This is a genomic window from Mucilaginibacter sp. P1_D10, assembly GCF_056406215.1.
The window spans coordinates 195,345-212,106 of sequence record NZ_JBFUAP010000001.1 but is presented as its reverse complement, the minus strand read 5'-3'; the positions used below and the strand labels follow the sequence as shown (position 1 = coordinate 212,106).

Sequence of the window (16,762 nt, the reverse complement as noted above, 5' to 3'; positions counted from 1 at the left end):
AATTAAAATAAACCCAGTTGGCCTGTATCGTCTATATCGATATCATCGGGGTTGGTTATCTCGAAATCTATTTTCTTGGGTTGCACCGATTTTTCTGGTTTCACCGATTGCACCGATTCAGATGATTTCACCGATTCCGAAGTTGATTCATTCGGCTTCGCTGGTTCGTCTGATTTAACGGGGGTTGGGGCCGATTGTTGCTCTTCTGGCGCATCATCTGTCGGGTTGCCGCCATTTTCCGGGGTATTATCCGGATCCTCCGGGCCATCGGGTTCGGCATTGCCTGCCTCTTCGGTATCGTCCTCATCGTCGCTAATAATCGGCACTATTGATTTTACCTGGTGAATAGATACACGGTTACCCATCGCTTTCATGCCCTTTACGTCTATTAACTCAGTCAGGTTCAGGTCTGCGGTTTCGGGCACCAATGCCTTACCTTTCAGCAATTCTACTTTAACCATCGGCTGCTTGGCGCCTGTGATGAGGATAAGCTTAGAGCCCGGCTCGTCGCTGATTACGCTGGTTTGCTTGCCTATTACTGTATTCTCGAAGGTGAAGCGTTTCACCAGGTAGTTCTTCGATTTACCATCGTAATGCACTACCGAGAAAACCTTTGCAGGATCGTACTTTTCGATGATGATCATCTTATCGTCGAAGTGGTTGTTCAAATCGAAACTGGTGAGCTCGTAGCTGCCGTTGGCGAAGATATTCAAGATGCGGTCGTCGCCGTCGAATTCGCCAAGGTATTTGCCGCGGCCATCAGCATTAAGGCGCTTCAATATCTCGTCGTACCAAATCTTGCGCCCGGCCAGGGTAGATACGCCCTTGCTCTTGAGGATAACTTTCTTGACAGGGTACTTGGTTACCATGTTACCCATGGAGCCGCGACCCTTGATAGTCAGCAGCGCAAAATCCTCATCGAAGTTCAGCTTCTTGAGCTTGGCGTGGGGTTTCAGCTGCACGTTTACTATCTCGGCCTCGCCGTTGGGGTTGGCGGTAAAATACAGCACTTTGCTGCCCTTGGTGCCCTTGGTCAAATCGTATTCCTTATCGCGGGTGATGCCCGTTACCGAGAACCGCTTGATATAGCTTACGCCACTTTGCCCGTCTTTATAAATCATGTTGTAAACGGTGCGCTCATCGTTTTTCTTGAACACCGCCACATGCAATATATCCTTGCCTACGAATACCTTATCCTGCACACGGTTCACCACGAACTTACCATCCTCGCGAAACACGATAATGTCGTCTATATCCGAGCATTCGCCAACTAATTCTACATTATCGTCTTTTTTAAGGGCCGAGCCAATGAAGCCATCTACGCGGTTTACGAATAGTTTGATATTGGCCAGGGCCACCTGTGCGGCTTCTACCTTATCAAATGTGCGCAGCTCCGTTTTGCGTTCGCGGCCTTTGCCGTATTTGTCGCGCAGTTTCTCGAACCAGGCGATGGTATAATCGGTAAGGTGCTTGAGGTGGTGTTTCACCTGTTTTATTTCGGCTTCGAGATTTTTGATCTGCTCGTCGGTCTTCTTAAAATCGAAGCGGGTGATGCTGCTCATCGGCTTATCAATCAGCTTCTTATAATCCTCTGGCAATATCTCCCGGTAAAACAATGGGAAGAAAGGTGTAAACAAACGGGTCAGCGTTTCTACAACCAGTTCGAAGGTTGACGAGCCCTCGTAATCCGGGTGCTTGTACATCCCCTCCTGTATGAATATCTTAAGCAGCGAACTGAAGAATATCTTCTCCATCAGTTCTTTCAGCCTGATATCCAGCTCCATCTTCAGCAACTCGCGGGTGTAGTTGGTGCTCTCTACCAGCATATCGTTCACGCTCATGAAGCGTGGCTTATCATCCTGTATTACGCAGGTATTGGGCGATACAGACACCTCGCAATCGGTAAAGGCGTAAAGCGCATCTATAGTAACATCGGGCGATATACCCGGTGCCAGGTGCACAATGATTTCCACATTTTGCGAAGTGTGGTCGTCTATTTTCTTTATTTTGATTTTGCCTTTATCGTTAGCAGCTATAATACTTTCGATAAGGCTGACGGTAGTGGTAGAAAACGGCACCTCGGTAATTACCAGGGTTTTCTTGTCCCGTTCTTCAATTTTCGCGCGTACGCGCACCCTTCCGCCGCGTTGCCCTTCGTTATAGGCAGAAGCATCGGCCATACCGCCGGTAGGGAAATCGGGCAGTAGGTTTGGGCGGATGCCTTTTAGCGATGCGATGGACGCATCAAGCAATTCGATAAAGTTATGGGGCAATACCTTGGTGGCCAAACCAACGGCAATACCCTCCGCCCCTTGTGCCAGCAGTAGCGGGAACTTTACGGGCAATGTTATCGGTTCGCGGTTACGGCCATCATAACTGGCCTGCCATACGGTGGTATCGGGATTGAAAACTACATCCAGTGCAAATTTGCTCAACCGCGCCTCGATGTAACGCGGGGCTGCAGCCGAATCGCCCGTTACCGGACGGCCCCAGTTACCCTGGGTATCAATCAGTAGTTCCTTTTGGCCTATCTGTACCATGGCATCGCCGATGGAGGCATCGCCATGCGGGTGGTACTTCATGGTGTTGCCGATAACGTTGGCACCTTTGTTGAAACGCCCGTCGTCCATCTCTTTAAGGGAGTGCAGTATGCGGCGCTGTACAGGTTTCAGACCATCGTTGATGTGCGGCACGGCGCGGTCGAGGATTACATAAGATGCATAATCGAGGAACCAATTTTCGTAGAGCCCGTCGAGGGTGGTGATGTTATGAAGTTTGTCTTCGTTATTTTCAGGAGTTTCTGACATTTTTTTAACACAGAGATACTAAGAAGGCACAGAGTGCACTAAGTTTTTATAATTCGACGAATACCGTCTTTTAACAACAAGACGTTAAAGTTTATTAACAGCCCGAGCTTGCAACCCGATACCTTTAAATAAGTTAAAACCTGGGCCACATGCACCTCGTTTAAGGCTTCAATAGCTTTTAGTTCAACTACTAATTTATTTTCAACAAGCAAATCTAATCTATATCCGCATTCTAACTTAATTTCTTCGTAAATAAGCGGCAACGGCTTTTCTTTTTCAACGCGGATACCTTTCTTGGCTATTTCATAAAACAGGCACTCCTTGTAAGCAGATTCTAATAAACCCGGACCAAGTGTTTTGTGGACATTAATTGCTGCACCTATAACCTCAGTAGCCAGATAGTTTTCAAATTGCATACTCTGTTAACTCTGTGCCTACTTTGCGCACTCCGTGTTTAAATAGTTTAAAACACTAAGATAAATCATACAAAGAAATTCAGGTAATGTTATTTATAAACATTTCACAGCATGCATTCTGAATATGTCCTGCTAATTATTTTGCTGAAGCTAACTTCTGTAGGAAGCCTTTAACCTTCTCTGTATCATAATTAGCCATGCCCTCATGCCTGAACACTATGGCACCTTCCTTATCAAATATCAAAGTGGTGGGCAGGTTGCCGCCATAAACGCTTTCGGGCACATCGCTCATTACCTCGTATAGCGGCAAATGATAATCGTACTTCGTCATAAACTGCGCTGCTTCTTTCAGCTTGCTATCGGCGTCTACCGCTATGAAAACGATGTTGGTATCAGCCTTTAGTTTTTGGTGCAGACTATTGAGAGAGGGCATTTCGGCGCGGCATGGCGGGCACCAGGTGGCCCAGAAGTTGAGCAGCACAACCTTTCCTTTTAATTGCTTTAAGCTGATGTTTTTGCCCGATGCATCGCGGAAGGCAATATCGATAGTGCTTTGTTTGGGCACCGGGGCGGCTGCGCTTACATCGACCCTGAAAAGCCCCACGCTCATTAAGCTGCGCATCAGCAAGGCCTTAGCCGATGGCACGAAAACCAACACCGCCAGTGCAACGATTATTATCCCATTGATGAGGTTAGCTTTTGTAAGGAATTTATTTCCGGTTGGATTATCGGACATTTCGGCTGGATTATTTATTGCTGACACAGGTTAAAGGTAGGTGGAAAGTTCAGATATCCAAAAAAAGCCGTATCCGGCGATAAAAAACAAATACTACCAAAGGCACCAGCGCGAGTGAAAAAATAAGTAACATGCCAAAAATCGCACCGCCGATGGTGTAATTGTTAGTAACATATTTTTTACCGGTCGATACGTAATATTCTAACCATTCGCCACGCCAAACGGCCAGCACATAGTTATGCTGCCAATCTATATCTTTTACATATTCCTTTACCTCATCATCAACAAATTGTTCGCTTCTAATATATTCGGCATTGCCCAGGTTTGGTGAGGTGCCGTGTTTCAGTTTATTAAACTCTTCAATAGTTGGCAGCCGCTCGTTTATCACCTTAAAACTATCAATAGTTGCAATATAAGGGTTTATGCTATTTTTAATAAAATCTTTATCCCTTTGTATTTGAGCTGGCGCATCAATATATACATGTATGCCATAAGCTATAAGCATTACCGCCCAGCCTAACGAGAGCGATAGCCACACGACCTTTATAACCGGTTTAAGCATTGCCTAATTTATGTAAAAAGAAGCTGACTTATAATGGTAATCCGATTTAGTCCCGCGCCTTCTTCACAGCCTTATTCCTGATGAATATCACAGACATCAATGCCCCCATAAATCCAAGCCCGGCGGATATCCGCATAATTTTGGCATAGGCACTGATGAAGCCCTGGTGGTAAGCCTTTTCAATGCGTTTTTTATCAGCAGCGGCTACCGTGGCCGGTACTTTGGCGTTGCCGAGGTTTTTGGCAGCGGCTACTATTTCGGTCCGTTCCTGCCCTTTCAGGGGTATGGCTTTCAGTTCGGTTTGCAGTGCTGCTGAAAAGAACAGCACGGCCAGCGCGCCGAATATAGCGTTGGCAAAAACATTGGCAATGCGCGTGATGGCATTGTTTACGCCGGAAGCAGTGCCCGAGTGATGATCGCTTACCGAACCCATTACCGATGCCGTAAGCGGCGCCACCGTGAACGACATGCCCAGCCCGAACACCAACACGCCCGGCAAAAAACTGGTCCAGTACTCGGCAGGGCCGTTGGTTTGTTTTACGAACGACAGGATGAGCAGACCCGCGCCCGCCGTTGCCGGCCCCGCGATAAGCAATAAGCGCGGCCCGTGCTTATCTGCCAGCGCACCCGCAAAGCGGGCGAGCGTTATCATCATTAAGGTGAAAGGCAAAAACGTAAGGCCCGATTGCAACTGCGTATAGCCCTGCACCTGCACCATATTCAGCGACAAGAAAAGCATGCCTGCGCCCAAACCCGCGTAAAGGAAAAACGTAAGCAAATTTGCCCCACTGAACGTAAGGTTCCTGAACAGTTGCAAGGGCATCATAGGATGGCTGCTGTTTTTTTCGATAAGGATAAAAGCCGCCAGCAATACAATGCCCAAAGCCAGGGCGGCATCTACCTGCCAAGTGAAACCAGCGGCTGGGATCCGCAAAAACCCGAAAGTGAGCGCGGCCAGTCCAAGGGCTATGGTAATTGCCCCGGCAAAATCAAGCGGCTGCTTGTTATCCTCGTCGCGGCTTTCTCTTACCTTAAGTGCCAGGAACACGAGCGCGGCCAGCCCTATCGGGATATTGATGAAAAATATGTACCGCCATAAACCGGCATCGGCCAGGGCGCCGCCCAATACCGGCCCGCCCATGGTAACCACCGTAGTAACGGCCGACCATGTGCCGATGGCTTTCCCTCGTTCTTTCGGGTTGATGGAGGAGGATATGAGCGATAAACTACCAGGTATCATTAGCGCGCCGCCCACGCCTTGTACCATCCTGAACAGTATAAGCAACGTAACGCTAGGTGCCAGTCCGCAGGCCGCCGACCCGGCGATAAAGATGGCGATGCCTATCATGAAAATCTTCTTGCGGCCCAGCCTGTCGCCCAGTGAGCCGCCGATGAGGATAAGCGCCGCCAATACTAGCAGGTAAGCATTCAGTATCCAAAACAGGCTGGCACCGCTGGCACCAAGGCTTTGCTGCAAAGCGGGTAAAACTACGTTAAGGGCCGTCCCATCGATAAATGCCATAGCCGAAGCCAGGATGGCAGATGCCATAATCCATTTACCTTCGGTACTTTTTAACGCTACTGTAGCCATGAGATTGATTGGCTTTGGATATGTAGTACAAAGGTAGGGGATAAAGGTTTGGAACAAGCCGCATACGCTAATCCAAATGCACATCCCAAACCACCTGCAGGGTCGTGCGAGCAGATGAAGATGCCAATAATCCCATAAAAAAAGCCCGCGACAACAAGAGTTTCCTGTTATCGCGGGCTAATGATATGTTGCCTTTGTTTAGTTTATCCTGCGGATAAGGTTGTTGCCAAAATCGGCTACGTAAACGTTGCCGCCCGTACCTGCTGCAATGCCCGTAGGGCCATTGAACACGGCAACCGTACCCGCGCCGTCGGTAGACCCCGAACCACCCGACACGCCGGCCATAACGATAAGCTTTTTATCGGCACCAATTTTGACGATGCGCCTGTTGCCATCGCATATCCAGAAATTGCCCGAACCATCTATGCTCAGCGAATTTGGCGCACCTAACAAAGCCGAAATAGCAGTGCCACTTGTTGAGCCGCCGGCAAAGGTAGTTACCAGCATATCGGCATCAATTTTACGGATGTCGTTGTTGAGCGGCTCGGCTACATAAATGTTGCCAGTGGCATCCAGCGCTATGCCTGTTGGTTTGTTGAAGTTGGTTGCGGTGCCCGTACCGTTGGCGTAGCCGGTGGTACGGCTACCCGCTATGGTAGTAACCACGCCTGCTGCGGTAATTTTGCGGATAAGGTTATTGCCATAATCGGCCACGTAAACGTTGCCATTGGCATCAACCGCAACGCCGCGCGGCGTGTTGAATGTTGCTGCTGCGCCGGTACCATCGGCATAGCCGGCATCGCCACTGCCGGCAAGGGTAGTTACCGTACCCGTTGGCGTTACCTTACGGATGGCGTTGTTGCCACGGTCGGCCACGTAAACATTGCCTGCTGCATCAACCGCAAGGCCCGATGGCGAATAGAACTGCGCGGTTTCGGCATTGCCATCAACCAAACCCAGGTTGCCGTTACCCGCAAGGGTGGTAACCTTCCCATCGGTAGTTATTTTGCGGATGGCCGAATTATACGAATCGGCTACGTACACGTTGCCCGCCACATCGGTAGCTATGCCCATCGGATCCTGGAACAAGGCAGCCGTGCCCATACCATCCAGGAAACCGCCTGCGGTTGCGCCGGCAAAGGTGCTTACCTGCCCTGTGGTGGTGCTTTGGTCGCTGCCGGTGTTAAACTGTATTGCTGCTCCGTAAGCTGTTGCGTTCAAATAAGTGGCATAGGCCCGCAAATAGTAGGTAGTGTTTGGCGTAAGGCCGGTAATACTACTGGCATAGGTGCCGTAGTTAACCGTTTCAGACGTTTTAGTGTCGGCGATGGTGGGTTGTTGGTTGCTGCTGCTGTAGCAAACCCCATAAGCCGTAGCCGTGCCCGTGGATAAAAAACCGCCGCTTGTGGCACCGGTGCCGGCAGCATTCACAATTACGGGGCCGGTAATTACCGTGGGTGCAGTACCCGCATCGTCGCTGGTTTTGGTACAAGCGCTAAATACGGCAATGAAGATAATGGAAAAAATAGTGGGGAAGGTAAGTGTGCGTTTCATGGGTTGCAGTAATGTGCGTTTTAAGCGGTAAATAAAACACATTACGGTTGCTTGCCTGTTTATGTAACGGCTAAGCCCTGTTTTGTATCGATTAACAAGTCATCTGCCACAAACACAGCGCATAAATCTCTTTACAAAAACGACCGCACCTTTATCAATTCGCCTAACACCCTGAAACTTTTATCCACCGCATCATCATAAGGCATACCGAAACTAATGCGGATAAAGTTGGCGAAGCGCCCATCGGTACTGAATATCTGGCCCGGCGCAATGCTGATGTTGTGCTGCATGGCCGCCTTGTACAGTTCGAACGCATTGATGCTTTTATCCAATTCTATCCATAAGGCGTAGCCTCCCTGGGGCCTGCTTATTTTGGTATCGGGCGGGAAGTGGGCGGCTATGCCCTGCATGTACCGCAGGCATTGAGTATATAGCGCCCTTCGCAGGTTGCGCATGTGCAAATCGTATCTCCCCGCCTCAAAAAAGTGGGCTATAGCTGCCTGCGTTGGCGTAGCCGAACTGATGGTATGCATCATTTTGATGTTGATGATCTGCTCCTTGAACCTGCCGGGGATACACCAACCCACCCGGTAACCCGGTGCCAGCGATTTAGAAACCGATGAGCACAGCATCACCCAGCCTTCGGTATCAAAACTTTTGCAGGTATGCGGCCGTGTTTTGCCGAAGTATATCTCGCCATAAATATCATCCTCTATCAACGGCACTTGCCTTTGGGTAAGCAACTCAACCAGTTGCCGTTTACGCTCGTCGGGCATGCAGCTGCCTACAGGGTTACTAAAATTGGTGACGAAAAGGCAGGCCTTTATAGGCACTCTTTCCATGGCCTGCTCCAGGTAGGCTATATCTAAACCCGTATCCGGCGACACGGGTATCTCCAGCACTTTCAGATCGAGGCTGAGCATTACGTTGAATATACCGAAGTAGGTAGGGCTTTCAATGGCAACGGTGTCGCCCGGCTTGGTAACGGCCCGCAGGCAGAACACCAGGGCCTCCATGCAGCCCTGCGTAGTTACCACGTCATCGCCGGTGATGTTGCCGCCCCAGTTGAAGGCGTTTTTGGCTATTTGATTGCGCAGCGAAATGTTGCCTTGCAGGTGCTCGTAATTGCTGTTGCCGCTTGGGCTTTTCCGGATAGCCTCTATCATCGATTTATTGAGTTTTGCCAACGGGATAAGTTCCATAGCCGGTGAGGCGCGCGACAGCTTCAGCACGCTTTCCTCAGGCATGTTCTGGTACACGGTGGCTATCATTTCGGCAACGGTGGTTTGACCGGTGCTTTTAAGCGGAGGCTTCACAGCAGGCGATTTGCTGAACCGCGATGGCGAAAACTTAACGTAATAACCCGATTTGGGCCGCGCTTCGATGATGCCCATGTTCTCCAGTTCCACATAAGCTTTATACGCTGTACTGATGCTGATGCCCTGCTCACGGCTGAGCACGCGTACCGATAGCAGCTTATCGCCGGGTTTCAACAAGCCCTGTTTTACCTGTCGCTCAAAACGGGCGGCAATCTGCTCGTATAAAAAATCTTCGTCGGCGATAATGGCGGCGGTTTTCATGCAAAAATCTGTTATGCTCAAAATTAACAAATCTGCATCTGTTTTACTAAATGCATATGCCTTTATTTTGTTGCATAATTATTTAAGCGATGGAACTGGAATTGATAAACTACCGGCCCGCGTACCAGCCCTACTTCGAAAAATTGAATAAGGCCTGGCTCGAGCAATATTTTACGGTAGAAGAACTGGACAAATGGGTGCTGGAAAATCCCGAAGAGGCCATCATCAACCGCGGAGGCGAAGTTTATTTTGCCGCTGTCGGCGAAACAATCGTAGGTACAGTGGCGCTGCGTGTTATTGAAGATGGCGTTTTTGAGATGACCAAGATGGCAGTAGATGGTGCGTATCGCGGCGTCGGCGCGGGGCAGTTCCTGTGTAAGTCGGCCATTGAAAAGGCGAGAGGACTCGGCGCGACGAAACTTATCCTGTATTCAAACCGGGTACTGGCGAACGCCATACACATTTACCGCAAGGCCAACTTTGTGGAGATACCTGTGGTGCCCGGCACCTATCAACGATCGGACATAATGATGGAAATCAATTTCAAAGATTAAATTTAGCAAGCAAAAGCCATGACAATAAACATATTAAGCCCTGAAGAAATACAGCAATTCCGCGCCGAAACAAACGGCACAGCCAAAGTGATACACTTTAATAATGCAGGCTCATCCCTGCCGCCGGATGTAGTTACCGATACCGTTATAGCCTACCTGCGGGAGGAGGCTACCTACGGCGGCTATGAAACCGAAGCTAAATATCAGTCGCATTTGGATAACACTTACGATCTAATTGCACGCCTCATCAACGCCCATCGCGATGAGGTAGCCATTGTGGAAAGCGCCAGCGTTGGCTGGGGGCTGGTGTTCAACGGCATCGATTTTAAACCGGGCGATGAGATCATCACCTCGGAGATGGAGTACGTTACCAACCTGATGGGCTTTTTGAATGCCAAAAAGAACCACGGCGTAGCGTTTAAAGTGGTGCCGAACGACGAGGAAGGAAATTTCTCGATGCAAGGCTTGGAGGATGCCATTACGCCCAAAACAAAATTGATTGCTATAACACAGGTAGCATCAACCGCAGGCGGGATGATACCCGTGGCCGAAATTGGAAAAGTTGCCCGTGCGCATGGGATATTATATCTGGTAGACGCCTGCCAAAGCGCCGGCCAACTGCCTGTAGACGTAGAGGAAATCGGCTGCGATATGTTATCGGTAACGGGGCGTAAATACCTGCGCGCACCGCGCGGAACAGGCTTTTTGTATGTGCGCAAAACCGTGCAGGACCAGCTGAAACAAATATTGATAGATAGCCATAGCGCCGATTGGGTAAGCGAAACCGAATTTAAGGCACGCAATGATGCCAAGCGGTTCGAACTCTACGAAAAAAACCGCGCACTCACCCTCGGCTTAGGCAAAGCGATCGAATACGCGCTGAATATCGGCATCGACCGGATTTGGCAACGCATACAATACCTGGCCGATACCGTGCGCAGTAGCTTACGGGAAATAGAAGGCGTTACCGTGCACGATTTTGGGCCGCAGCAATGCGGGATAGTTACTTTTTCTGTAGCAGGCTTAGGTGGCGCAGCCGTAAAAAGCAAATTGAAAGAGCAGGGTATCAATGTATCCTTAGCCAAGGCTATCTCCACCCTTATTTACATGAACAAGAACCATTTGGAGGGCATCGTGCGGGCATCCGTACATTATTACAATACCGAAGAGGAAATTGAAGCATTGTGCGTGGCGCTTAAGAGCATCAAATAGTTCGCACTCAGGTAAGGTTCAGCGTGAACCTCACCTTGTTTAACCCTTCCGCTAAATTCCTTTTATAAAAGCGGATAGCCGGTTCGTTAAAATCGGGTGTTTGCCATTGTATGTTGATGCAGCCGCGTGCAATGGCAATCTCCCTTAGCAGATTGATGATGTGCTCGCCTATTTTTTGCCCTCTCGCTTCTTCTACCAGGAAAAGGCAATCGAGGTACATAAATTCGGCGGCATCCCAGGTAGAATAATCAAAGGTGTAGGTGGCGTAGCCAATAAGCTCGCTGCCTTGCTCCACTACCAAGCCACTCAGGCGTTTGCTCAGGAAGAGGGCGTCGGTCAGCCCTTCGGCTTTTCCCTCCGGCTTAAAAGCAGCCTTTTCATATTCGGCATGGGCGGCTATCAAAGGCATCAGTTGGGGGATGTCGGCAGGTTCTGCTTCACGTATTTTGTACTCCATGGTTATTTTATCAGTTCCTGTTTCAGGTTATCTATAAACTCCAGTATGTGTTTTTTGTGGCTGTCCTCGTGCCTGATGGCGGCATAATGGGTGCGGATAAGTCCCTTGCTGCCGATGCGCACCAGGGTAAAAGCATCGGATGTGGCAAAGGGCTTCAGCGCCCAAATGGGCATGGTCATGATACCCATGCCGGCTTTCACCATTTCCAGGGCAACCTCGGTTAGCGGGATAGCCATGATTTCGCTAGGCTGCACTTTCGCTTCCTTTAAAAAATGCTGGTGCACCGTCACCGTTTCTAACGGATAGGAATGGATGATCAATACTTCTTTAGCAAAGTCTTCCGCAGTAAGGTGTTTTTTTGTACTTAAAGCATGCCCGGCCGGCACAACCGCCATCACTTCATCTTTAAACAGTTCTATATACCGGATGCTCTTATCGTTGAGCGGGTCGGAAGTGATGCCAACATCCAGCTCGTTGTCCAGTAATTTTTGTAGTGGCCTGTGCGTGGCCTCCATCACAATCTTTACGTTGAGCTTTGGGTAGAGCAGTTTCATCTTCACCATAAAAGCGGGCAGCCAATGGTAGCTGGTGTAGCATTCTGTACTAATGCGGATATCGCCTGTATGGCCCATACGCAGGTCATTCAGTTTGGCGTTGGCTTGTTCTAGCTCATCCAAAACCCGGGTGGCGGTATCGTATAAAATCTTACCCTCATCGGTCAGTATCCATTGGTTTTTGGTGCGGTAAAATATTTTCACCCCGATGCGTTCCTCAATATCCTTTAGCTGGTGGCTCACCGCCGATTGCGTAAGGAATAATTTAGGTAAGGATTTGCTGATGCCCTTTTCATCGGCAATGGTTTTGATCAATTTAAGATGCCTCACGTCCATACGATAAAGTTACCTATTTGCGGGGCTTATTATACATGCAGATTGCTCATGTGCACTTGCGCGAATCCTCATACAAATGCATCGCCCTACTACCCTACTTTTGGATCATCAAAACACATAAGACATGACAGCAATCGATCACTACCAAAACAAATTAGCTTACGAAATGGACCCATCCGACTTGTTCGATGCACTGGAGGCCGGGCAGCAAGTCGTCGTAATTGATGCCCGTAAAAACTTTGCCTACGAGCGCGAACGCATCCCCGGTGCCACCAATCTGCCGCACCGGGAGATGAATGCCGATACCACCGCAGGGTTCGATAGGACCAAATTATACATTACCTACTGCGACGGCATCGGCTGTAATGCATCCACACGAGGTGCTTTGAACTTGGCAAAGCTGGGCTTCAATGTAAGGGAACTCATAGGCGGCATAGAGTGGTGGAAATTCGACGGTTACGAAACAGAAGGTACGCAGGCAAGCGCAGGCCTGGCCATTAAATGCGCTTGCTGAAAAATCAGGAATGATTTGACCCGGCGTTAACTTAACGGTTTTTTAACATCCGCTTTAAATAACTATTTTTGAGGCCCGATGTTAAAAAGCCTTTTTAGTTTTTGCCGATTCCTGATTTTTTGGATAGTATTCGCCTTTATTACCCGGGCGGTGTTCGAGGTATATTTCCACGAGAAATTTGAGGGCAGCACAACCTGGGATATTATCCAGACTTTCATTTACGGCCTCCGCATGGATGCTTCTATGGCCGGGTATATCGCGCTAATCCCCTTATTGGTGTTCGGGTTTAACTGGTTTACCAAATATCATATTAAACCAATTTGGTTGCGCGGGTACGTTTACTTCATGTTGTTTTTGACCTGCTTTATCACTATCCTCAACTTCAACATTTTCCGCGAGTGGGGTACCAAGGTAAACTTTAGGGTATTTGCCAATGTGTACAATTCTCCGTCGGAGGCCATGGCATCTACCGGCTCCTCGCCCATCGGCATCAGTTTGTCCATTGGCGCGGTGCTGCTTACTGTGGGCATCTTGTTATCGCATTTTATCATCGATTATAATTTCAGGAAGCCTAAGGTTTCGATATGGGCGCGGCCTTTCATCTTCCTGCTGCTGTTTGGGATAAACTTTGTTGTAGTACGCAGTGGCCTGCAATTGGTGCCCATCAGCCAAAGCACGGTTTACTTTTCCGACAGACCCATCCTTAACCAGGGTGCATTGAATACAGAGTGGAACCTGCTGCAAAACACTTTCGAGAGCGTAAAAACGCAGGATAATCCCTATCTGTTTATGCCCGCTGCCCGTGCTACGGCATTGGTAGATAGTATGTACGCGGTGAAAAAGGACACCACTATCAATATCCTGACTACAGAACGACCCAACGTGGTTATCATCCAGCTGGAGAGCTTTACCGCAGATGTGATCGAATCCCTTGGCGGCGAAAAAGGCGACGCGCCAAACTTTGAAGACTTCATCAAAAACGGCGTGTTGTTCGATAGTATTTACGCCGCAAGCGACCGTACCGACAAGGGCATCGTGGCCATTTTAAGCGCCTTCCCTTCGCAGGCTTCGCGTACCATGGTTATAGATAATTCTAAGCAGGAACACCTGCCGGCTATCAGCAACTCACTGATCAATCATGGCTATCACACCTCCTATTTTTACGGGGGCGATGCCAATTTCATGAATTTTAAAGCCTACCTGTTGAGCCATAATATTGATGGGATGGTTGATAAATTCAGCTTCTCCGAAAAGGAAATGAACTCCAAATGGGGCGCACACGACGATATTGTACTGAAACGAAACATAAAATACCTGAACGAGCAGAAAGAACCATTCTTTAGCTATATACAAACCCTCAGCAACCACGAGCCATTCGAGGTGCCCACCAAACCGCACTTCCCCGGCGAGGACCTGCCCAACAAATTCCGCAGCACGGCTTATTATACCGATGCCAGCCTGAAGGCATATTTCGACGATGCCAGGAAACAGCCCTGGTACAAAAACACCCTGTTCATATTGGTTGCCGACCATGGTCATCGCTTGCCCCTAAACCACTCTGAACCCTACGACCCGCGCAAATACCGCATCCCCTTACTATTTTTTGGTGATGCTATAAAACCCGAATACCGAGGCAAGCATATCACCAAACTGGGTAACCAGGTTGATATAGCAACTACCCTGCTAACGCAAATGGGCCTGCCGCACAAGGAGTTCAAATGGTCTAAAAACCTGCTTAATCCCTACAGCAAGGAGTTCGCATTCTTCGATTGGGATAACGGCATGGGCTTTATGACGCCCGGCCAGGCTGTATCTTACGACAACGCAGGTCAGCGGGTAAACTACGTCAAAACCCCCTCGGCACCAAAAGCGGAGACGGATGGGACGCTGCTTTTAGGGAAGGCTTTTTTGCAGGAAGTTTTTACGGAGTATATGAAGTTTTAAAAAGTTCTCTTTTTGTGAACTTTCTGGTTATATTTGTCTAAGGAATGAAAGTCCACCTTATCAAAAAACAAACGTTAGAAAATTTCGCGGCCCAGCATCCGAGAAGTAGAACTTCTTTGGAGGATTGGCTTGAGAAACTAAAATTTGCCGATTGGGAAGAGCCGGGCGATATAAAATACACATTCAACACCGCTGATATTTTTGGCAAAAGCAGTAACCGGGTTGTATTTGATATTGCAGGAAACAATTATCGTATGATATGCAAGTTTGTCTTTGGTGCAAAGCAAGTACATCTTTTTATATGCTGGTTAGGAACACATGCCGAATACGATAAGGTTTGTAAACAATGTGAACAGTACACTATTAATCTTTACTAAATGGAAGCGGCAATAAAATACACTATCATTAAAAACGAGAGCCAGTACAACGATTATTGCAATCAACTGGAAGTACTATTGACGCAGGAGGAAGTCGAAACGCTCCAGGATGAAGTGGATTTGTTAACATTATTGATAGAAAAGTACGATGAAGCGCATAACTCATTTGCGGAAACCGACCCAATTAAATTGCTACGCTCATTAATGGACGACCACCATTTAAAACCTCAGGATATGGTTATGATATTAGGCATTAGTAAGGGTTACGTATCGGATATCCTGCATTATAAAAAAGGACTCTCAAAAGAAGTTATCCGAAAATTGGCAGATTATTTTAAAGTGAGGCAGGAAGCTTTTAACCGCCCCTATAAACTAATATCCCCCGTTAACGCTCGTTTGCGTAATGCCAGCGTGATGAATACTACCAAAAAGCTAGCAGTCGCCAAAAGTTAAGCTAAAGATCTGACAACTTTTTAAAAGTTGTCAAATCTAAGGACGGCCTATTTCAACGCCGCCAACCTTGCATAAGTTTCCAGCATGGCCGATTGATCAATTAGGCTTTTTATCTTTTCCTTGCCCAACAGGTTTTGCTTGTCGCGTTCGTTATTCCAAACATGCTCGGCATCGGCGATGATGAAGCTTAGCCGCACTTTATTTTTCTCTACCTTGTATAGTTCGATATAACCCCGTATTAGCACCGCGTTGAACCAATAGTTGCCGGGCAGTTTACCGTTGCGGAAGAAAACCTTCTCGGCACCGTTGGCCACATTCACTGCATCGGCCAGGTATTTTTTGTCGTGGGTGATGTTATACAGTATAACGCCCGATTGCAGCATAGAGCCGGCGTTGTAGGTATAAAGCGCAGAATCAATTTTGAGCGAAGGCAACCTGATGTTATCATAATAAACACCCTTTGGCGATAGCAGATTCTTCTTTGTCCAGTTGTAAACGGAGATAGCGGTATCTAAATAAGCCTTGTCTTTGGTGGCCTGGTAAAGGCGCAGGGCTACCAACACTCCCGGACCGTTGGAGCAAGTGTTCTTTCCTTTTAAATTCCCTTCCTCCCAGTAAAAGCCGCCACCTGCAACCTGGTCGTGCCCGGTGAGCAGGAAACGGTAAATCAGCTTAGAGGTTTCCAAATATTCCTTTTTATGGGTTCGGGCATAGGCGTCCATCAATGCGATGGCTATCCATTCGTTATCGTCGTAAAAGCGGGGGTCTATCTTTTCCTTTACCACCATGGCCTGGTATGCCGGTGCGGGGCTGCGGTCGGAATAGTATTGATCAATCGCTTTCATCACCGGGGCAATGTATTGTTTGCCCGGTTCCAGTACCTCCATCTCATTAGCTGCCTGCAGCAAAGCGGTTAAGGGCCACAGGAAGGAATGGTTGCCTTTGTTGGCCTCCGCATTACTAGTTTCGAGGTACAGGTTTGCGCCTTTGTCATAAAAAGTTTGATAGATATTTTCATGGATAAGTCTGATTCGCTCTTTGTAATTTGGCCTTTGTGCGACAGCACTAAAGGCCATGGCACAGCCAAGTACCATTAATAATGATATTTTTTTCAT

The 16,762-nt window shown here is 48.3% G+C and carries 16 protein-coding genes; 6 read left to right on the top strand and 10 right to left on the bottom strand.

The window, feature by feature from the left end; genetic code table 11:
- Nucleotides 1-2: 2 nt before the first annotated feature.
- The 7 genes from AC1DYT_RS00950 to AC1DYT_RS00920 all read right to left on the bottom strand — a co-directional run bounded on the left by AC1DYT_RS00950 (nucleotide 3) and on the right by AC1DYT_RS00920 (nucleotide 9,246).
- Complete coding sequence (locus AC1DYT_RS00950; protein WP_477467791.1) at nucleotides 3-2,807, bottom strand: DNA gyrase/topoisomerase IV subunit A; 2,805 nt, start codon at nucleotides 2,805-2,807, stop codon at nucleotides 3-5.
- Between the two features lie 38 nt (nucleotides 2,808-2,845).
- The gene (locus AC1DYT_RS00945; RefSeq protein ID WP_477467790.1) at nucleotides 2,846-3,223 is read right to left on the bottom strand and encodes a GxxExxY protein; all 378 of its coding nucleotides are present in this window, start codon (nucleotides 3,221-3,223) and stop codon (nucleotides 2,846-2,848) included.
- Between the two features lie 136 nt (nucleotides 3,224-3,359).
- A complete protein-coding gene (locus tag AC1DYT_RS00940; RefSeq protein ID WP_477467789.1) occupies nucleotides 3,360-3,959 on the bottom strand; it encodes a TlpA family protein disulfide reductase in 600 nt (199 codons plus the stop codon).
- 49 nt (nucleotides 3,960-4,008) lie between these two features.
- The gene (locus tag AC1DYT_RS00935; protein ID WP_477467788.1) at nucleotides 4,009-4,521 is read right to left on the bottom strand and encodes a hypothetical protein; all 513 of its coding nucleotides are present in this window, start codon (nucleotides 4,519-4,521) and stop codon (nucleotides 4,009-4,011) included.
- Between the two features lie 46 nt (nucleotides 4,522-4,567).
- The gene (locus AC1DYT_RS00930; RefSeq protein ID WP_477467787.1) at nucleotides 4,568-6,112 is read right to left on the bottom strand and encodes an MFS transporter; all 1,545 of its coding nucleotides are present in this window, start codon (nucleotides 6,110-6,112) and stop codon (nucleotides 4,568-4,570) included.
- 198 nt (nucleotides 6,113-6,310) lie between these two features.
- Nucleotides 6,311-7,666: an NHL repeat-containing protein gene (locus AC1DYT_RS00925; RefSeq protein ID WP_477467786.1), complete on the bottom strand. Its 1,356-nt coding sequence runs from the start codon at nucleotides 7,664-7,666 to the stop codon at nucleotides 6,311-6,313.
- Nucleotides 7,667-7,797: 131 nt separating this feature from the next.
- Nucleotides 7,798-9,246, bottom strand: a complete 1,449-nt coding sequence (locus tag AC1DYT_RS00920) for an aminotransferase-like domain-containing protein (protein ID WP_477467785.1) — start codon at nucleotides 9,244-9,246, stop codon at nucleotides 7,798-7,800.
- 89 nt (nucleotides 9,247-9,335) lie between these two features.
- Here AC1DYT_RS00920 and AC1DYT_RS00915 point away from each other — a divergent pair, with 89 nt between their 5' ends.
- Complete coding sequence (locus tag AC1DYT_RS00915) at nucleotides 9,336-9,800, top strand: GNAT family N-acetyltransferase (RefSeq protein WP_477467784.1); 465 nt, start codon at nucleotides 9,336-9,338, stop codon at nucleotides 9,798-9,800.
- An 18-nt stretch (nucleotides 9,801-9,818) separates the two neighbouring features.
- Nucleotides 9,819-11,012 carry an aminotransferase class V-fold PLP-dependent enzyme gene (locus AC1DYT_RS00910; RefSeq protein WP_477467783.1) on the top strand — a complete coding sequence of 398 codons (1,194 nt, stop codon included), beginning with the start codon at nucleotides 9,819-9,821 and terminating at the stop codon, nucleotides 11,010-11,012.
- Between the two features lie 7 nt (nucleotides 11,013-11,019).
- Here the strand turns inward: AC1DYT_RS00910 and AC1DYT_RS00905 are convergent, their stop codons facing one another.
- Nucleotides 11,020-11,469: an N-acetyltransferase family protein gene (locus AC1DYT_RS00905; RefSeq protein WP_477467782.1), complete on the bottom strand. Its 450-nt coding sequence runs from the start codon at nucleotides 11,467-11,469 to the stop codon at nucleotides 11,020-11,022.
- Nucleotides 11,470-11,471: 2 nt separating this feature from the next.
- Complete coding sequence (locus AC1DYT_RS00900) at nucleotides 11,472-12,359, bottom strand: LysR family transcriptional regulator (RefSeq protein WP_477467781.1); 888 nt, start codon at nucleotides 12,357-12,359, stop codon at nucleotides 11,472-11,474.
- Nucleotides 12,360-12,483: 124 nt separating this feature from the next.
- On the opposite strand from AC1DYT_RS00900, the gene AC1DYT_RS00895 reads away from it, so the two are divergent.
- The 4 genes from AC1DYT_RS00895 to AC1DYT_RS00880 all read left to right on the top strand — a co-directional run bounded on the left by AC1DYT_RS00895 (nucleotide 12,484) and on the right by AC1DYT_RS00880 (nucleotide 15,647).
- A complete protein-coding gene (locus AC1DYT_RS00895) occupies nucleotides 12,484-12,873 on the top strand; it encodes a rhodanese-like domain-containing protein (RefSeq protein ID WP_477467780.1) in 390 nt (129 codons plus the stop codon).
- A gap of 78 nt (nucleotides 12,874-12,951) precedes the next feature.
- The gene (locus AC1DYT_RS00890) at nucleotides 12,952-14,817 is read left to right on the top strand and encodes an LTA synthase family protein (RefSeq protein ID WP_477467779.1); all 1,866 of its coding nucleotides are present in this window, start codon (nucleotides 12,952-12,954) and stop codon (nucleotides 14,815-14,817) included.
- A 44-nt stretch (nucleotides 14,818-14,861) separates the two neighbouring features.
- Nucleotides 14,862-15,194, top strand: coding sequence for a type II toxin-antitoxin system HigB family toxin (locus AC1DYT_RS00885; RefSeq protein ID WP_477467778.1), 333 nt, complete (start codon nucleotides 14,862-14,864; stop codon nucleotides 15,192-15,194).
- On the top strand, nucleotides 15,195-15,647 hold the full coding sequence (locus AC1DYT_RS00880; RefSeq protein ID WP_477467777.1) for a helix-turn-helix domain-containing protein: 453 nt from the start codon (nucleotides 15,195-15,197) through the stop codon (nucleotides 15,645-15,647).
- Nucleotides 15,648-15,694: 47 nt separating this feature from the next.
- On the opposite strand, the gene AC1DYT_RS00875 is transcribed toward AC1DYT_RS00880, so the two are convergent.
- A complete protein-coding gene (locus tag AC1DYT_RS00875; RefSeq protein WP_477467776.1) occupies nucleotides 15,695-16,762 on the bottom strand; it encodes a glycoside hydrolase family 76 protein in 1,068 nt (355 codons plus the stop codon).